Source organism: Parvibaculum sp., assembly GCF_035511255.1.
Classification (GTDB): Bacteria; Pseudomonadota; Alphaproteobacteria; order Parvibaculales; family Parvibaculaceae; genus Parvibaculum.
On sequence record NZ_DATKFR010000382.1, the window covers coordinates 1 to 4,889 of the forward strand.

Here is a 4,889-nt window from a genome sequence, read left to right on the forward strand (position 1 = left end):
AGCAACGATCATGTTCGCCGCCGCCGATTTTCTGACGCTGGTCTCGGGCGGGCTCATCGGGCTGACGCTCGGCCTCATCGGCGGCGGCGGCTCGATCCTCGCCGTGCCGCTGCTGATCTATGTGGTCGGCGTCGCCTCGCCCCATATCGCGATCGGCACCAGTGCGGTCGCGGTCGCCGCCAATGCGCTCACGGGCGTTCTTCTTCATGCGCGGGCGAAGACGGTCAAATGGCCTTGTGCGCTGGTCTTCGCCGCATCGGGCGTCGCCGGCGCCTTCGCCGGGGCGAAGCTCGGCAAGGCGATTGGCGGCGAGTTTCTTCTCTTTCTCTTCGGTCTCGTCATGATTGGCGTCGGCGTCTCGATGTTCCTGCGCAAAAGCGCAGGCGGCAATCCCGACGTCCATCTCGATCAGGCGAGCGCACGGAAATTGCTCCCTTCGCTCGTCGCCTATGGGCTCGGCGTCGGCGCGCTGTCCGGCTTCTTCGGCATCGGCGGCGGCTTCCTGATCGTGCCCGGCCTCATCAATGCGACCGACATGCCGATCCTCAATGCGGTCGGCTCGTCGCTCGTTTCGGTCGCGGCCTTCGGCCTCGCGACCGCGGCAAGCTATGCGATGTCGGGCCTCGTCGACTGGCACATCGCCGCGCTGCTGCTCGCAGGCGGCGTCGCGGGTGCGCTTCTCGGAACGGCGCTCGCAGGCCGGCTTGCCACGCGCAAGGCCCTGCTCGCGCGGGTCTTCGCGGTCATTGTGGTCGCGGTCGGATTGTACGTGACGGCGCGCGGCGCGATGACGCTCTTCGGCTAGCCGTTGCCGGCTTCGATCGCGTCCTCATAGGTGCGCAGGCCGGCGCGCTTGGCAGAGACGAGCACGGCCATGTTGCCGGGCAGGTGCTCGTTCTTCCACATCTTCATATGGGCCTTCGGAATCTCGTCCCATGAGAGGACTTCCGACAGGCCCGGATCGATGCGGCGCTCGATGACGAGCTGGTTCGCGGCGGAGGCCTGCTTCAGATGCGCGAAATGCGAGCCCTGGATGCGCTTCTGCCGCATCCAGACGAAACGCGCGTCGAAAGTGATGTTGAAGCCGCTCGTCCCGGCGCAGAAGACGATCATGCCGCCGCGCTTGGCGACCATGCAGGAGACCGGGAAGGTCGCCTCGCCCGGATGTTCGAAGACGATGTCGGGATCGACACCCTTGCCGGTGATGTCCCAGATCGCCTTGCCGAACTTGCGCGCTTCCTTCATGAAGTCGTTGAACTCGGCCGAGTTGACCTTCGGGAGCTGGCCCCAGCAGTCGAAATCCTTGCGGTTGATGACGCCCTTGGCGCCGAGCGACATGACATAGTCGCGCTTGCTCTCGTCCGAAATGACGCCGATCGCATGCGCACCCGCCGTCGCGCAGAGCTGCACGGCGAAACAGCCAAGGCCGCCCGAGGCGCCCCAGACGAGCACGTTCTGCCCCGGTTCGAGCGTATGCGGACGATGGCCGAACAGCATGCGATAGGCGGTGGCGAGCGTCAGCGTGTAACAGGCGCTCTCCTCCCAGGTGAGATGCTGGGGGCGCTTCATCAGCTGCTGCGACTGCACGCGGCAGAATTGCGCGAAGGAGCCATCCGGCGTCTCGTAACCCCAGATGCGCTGTGTCGGCGACAACATGGGATCGCCGCCATTGCATTCCTCGTCGTCATGGTCGTCCTGGTTGCAATGGATGACGACCTCGTCGCCGACCTTCCAGCGCGTGACCTTCGAGCCGACCGCATAGACGATGCCCGACGCGTCGGAGCCCGCGATGTGATAGGGGATATTGTGGACGTCGAAGACGGAGATGGGCGTGCCGAGCGCCGCCCAGACGCCGTTGTAATTGACGCCGGCGGCCATCACGAGAACGAGCACGTCGTGGCTGTCGAGCTCCCAGGTGGGCACGACCTCGACCTGCATCGCCTGTTCGGGCGGGCCGTGGCGTTCGCGGCGGATCGTCCAGGCATACATCTTCGCGGGCACATGGCCCAAAGGCGGAATCTCTCCGACTTCGTAGAGATCCTTCTTCGGAAGGGGATTGTCGCTCACGGCCGCGGCCGCCATCTCGGTCTTCGCCATACTCTGTCCTCGCTCGTGCCCCCGGGGTTTCCGGCGTCATTCAAACGCTCGTCGGAAAACCACGATCCTTTTTATCCCAATCCCGTGTGGATGCGGCGCCGTTAGGCCGTTTTGCCGGATCATTGGGGCTTGCCGTATGGGATGCAAGGAATTTTTGCAGTGCAGCAATCGTGGCCTTTGTGACCAAAACCCCTTTTCGACCAGTTCGGATGGAGCTAGGCTTTCGATATTGCGGAGTTTAACTCCGCATTGGCCTTTGGGAGGAGGACCGGATGAGCTTCAGAAATATGTATGCGATCGCGCTTGATGGCAGCCATTGGGACGTGCCGCAGAATTACGACGCCATGTTCAACTGGAATTACGACCCCGAACGCACGGCGATGATGGGGCTCTACCAGAAGGGCAAGGAGATGCAGTGGGACGCCAAGACCCGCATCGACTGGTCCCAGGAGCTCGACGAGGACAATCCCGAGCAATTGCCCGACGAGATGCTGCCGATCAACGGCATGGCGCAGTTCGAGACGATGTCGCGCAAGGAGAAGGCCAATGTGCGCAAGCACTTCCAGGCCTGGCAGCTCTCGCAGTTCATGCAGGGCGAGCAGGGCGCGCTGATCTGCACCGCGAAGATCGTGACGCAGGTGCCCGACATGGATTCGAAGTTCTACGCCTCGACGCAGGTGATCGACGAGGCGCGGCATGTCGAGAGCTACAAGATGCTGCTTTCGAAATTCGCGATCGCCTATCCGATGACGCCGCCCCTCAAGACGCTGATCGACCAGACGTTGCGCGACAGCCGCTGGGACATGACTTATCTCGGCATGCAGGTCGTGATCGAAGGCCTCGCGCTTGCCGCCTTCGCGCAGATCCGCGACCACGCGCAGAACCCGCTGGCGGCCTCCGTCAACGCCTATGTGATGCAGGACGAGGCGCGCCACGTCGCCTTCGGTCGTCTTGCGCTGCGCGACTACTATCCGCAGCTCAGCGAGAAGGAACGCGACGAGCGCGAGGAGTTCCTGCTCGAGGCGAGCTATCTGATGCGCGATCGTTTCGATGCCGTCGAGGTCTGGCAGAATCTCGGCCTCGATCCGGTGCAATGCGCCGAGCACATGTATCACTCGGGCTTCATGACGAAGTTCCGTTCGTCGCTCTTCCAGCGCATCGTGCCGATCGTCAAGGATGTCGGGCTCTGGGGTACACGCATCCGCAAGGGATACGAGGATATGGGCGTGATCGAATATGCCGAGCAGGATGTCGAGGCGATGCAGTCGAATGATGACTTCATCGCGCGCGAATTCGACGCGCGGCGGAAGCATATTGAAAGCGTCGCCGCGCGGGCGACGGCCGCAGCCGAGTAAGCCTTTCAGGCAGACGAATATCAGGGTCTGACCTGGCGTCAGCGCCGGAACCGTTGAATCGGTTCCGGCGCTTTCGTCTGCAGACTTCAGCGGAAAGCGAGACCTTCGAACTTTCCGGAGTTCCGCCACTCGTTCAGATAGCGGAAATAGGCGGTCGCCCCTGCCGGATAGCCGACATTGTATTTGGCCGCCGGTCCGGCGGTCTGGCCTTCATTGTTGTAATAGCCGGGCGTGCAGTCGGGCGAGCCGATCATGCGGGGGACGCCGGTGAGCAGGAGCGCCACCCATTCATCCTGCGCTTCCTTCGTCACCTCGATTTCCTTCGCGCCGGTCTTTTGCGCGTGGGAAACGATGGCGGCGATGGTTTCGCCCGCCTCGGTGAGGTTGTGCGGCACGTTGGAAATGAGGTTCGCGCCCTGCGTCGGCTGCACGAGGAAGGCGTTGGGGAAGCCGTGAACATGGATGCCGTGCTTGGAGCGCATGCCCTCGGACCAGGCCTCGGAAAGCTTCAGGCCGTCGCGGCCGGTGACGTCGAAACCCGCACGGCGGGTGTGCTCCGTGCCGACTTCAAAGCCCGACGCATAGATGATGCAATCGACTTCATATTCGACGCCGGCGACGACGACGCCTTTTTCCGTGATCTTCTCGACGCCCTTGCCGTCCGTGTCGATGAGATGCGTGCCGGGCGTATTGAAGGATTGCAGATAGGCGTCGTGGAAGCAGGGACGCTTGCAAAGCTGGCGGTACCAGGCCTTGAGGTTTTGCGCCGTCGCATGGTCCTCGACGATCGAATCCACGCGGGCGCGGATTTCTTCCATCTTCTCGAAGTCGGAATCCTCGAAAGCCGCCATCATGTTGGCGGGCGTCATCTTATCGCGCGGCAGCTCCATGATCTTGGCGCGGATGCGGCGAGAGAGATCGGTCCAGCCGTCCTGCACCAGATCTTCTTCCACCACGTCACCGCCCTGATTGGCGGTGAAGTTTTCGAGCCACCGCTTCTGCCAGCCGGGCGTTGCGATGGAGGCGAACCATTCCGGGTCGAGCGGCTTGTTGGCGCGTACGTCGACCGATGAGGGCGTGCGCTGGATCACATAAAGCGTCCCGCAGGCCTTGGCGAGGTGCGGCACGGCCTGCACGGACGTTGCGCCCGTGCCGATGATGGCGACGCGCTTGTCGGCGAGCTTTTCCATCAGCGCGCCCTTCGGGTCGCCGCCGGTATAGTCGTAATCCCAACGGCTCGTATGGAAGGAATGACCCTTGAAGGACTGGATACCCGGGATGCCGGGCAGCTTCGGAACGTGCAGGGGGCCGGTGCCCATGCCGACATAGTCGGCGGTGAAGCGGTCGCCGCGATTGGTCTCGATCACCCAGCGCGCGTTCTCATTGTCCCATGTCAGGTTTTTCACCTCCGTGTGGAACAGCGCGTTGTCATAGAGA

General features: G+C 63.0%; 4 protein-coding genes. 2 read left to right on the forward strand and 2 right to left on the reverse strand.

The features are described 5' to 3' along the window. The first annotated feature begins 10 nt into the window (after positions 1–10). Positions 11–805 (forward strand): sulfite exporter TauE/SafE family protein, encoded by a 795-nt coding sequence (locus VMR03_RS14690; RefSeq protein ID WP_325406516.1) that lies wholly within the window; start codon positions 11–13, stop codon positions 803–805. Here VMR03_RS14690 and ccrA read toward each other — a convergent pair. Next, a complete protein-coding gene (gene ccrA / locus VMR03_RS14695) occupies positions 802–2,097 on the reverse strand; it encodes a crotonyl-CoA carboxylase/reductase (RefSeq protein ID WP_325406510.1) in 1,296 nt (431 codons plus the stop codon). The genes VMR03_RS14690 and ccrA overlap by 4 nt on opposite strands. A 272-nt stretch (positions 2,098–2,369) precedes the next feature. On the opposite strand from ccrA, the gene VMR03_RS14700 reads away from it, so the two are divergent. Beyond that, positions 2,370–3,452, forward strand: coding sequence for a ferritin-like domain-containing protein (locus VMR03_RS14700; RefSeq protein ID WP_325406512.1), 1,083 nt, complete (start codon positions 2,370–2,372; stop codon positions 3,450–3,452). Positions 3,453–3,538: 86 nt separating this feature from the next. Here the strand turns inward: VMR03_RS14700 and VMR03_RS14705 are convergent. Further along, a partial coding sequence (locus VMR03_RS14705; RefSeq protein WP_325406514.1) for an NAD(P)/FAD-dependent oxidoreductase occupies positions 3,539–4,889 on the reverse strand: 1,351 nt, incomplete at its 5' end.

Excerpts from the sequence above, each read along its gene's own strand:
- VMR03_RS14690 (WP_325406516.1), top strand. The coding sequence starts at position 11 with ATGTTCGCCGCCGCCGATTTTCTGACGCTGGTCTCGGGCGGGCTCATC.
- ccrA (WP_325406510.1), bottom strand. The coding sequence starts at position 2,097 with ATGGCGAAGACCGAGATGGCGGCCGCGGCCGTGAGCGACAATCCCCTT.
- VMR03_RS14700 (WP_325406512.1), top strand. The coding sequence starts at position 2,370 with ATGAGCTTCAGAAATATGTATGCGATCGCGCTTGATGGCAGCCATTGG.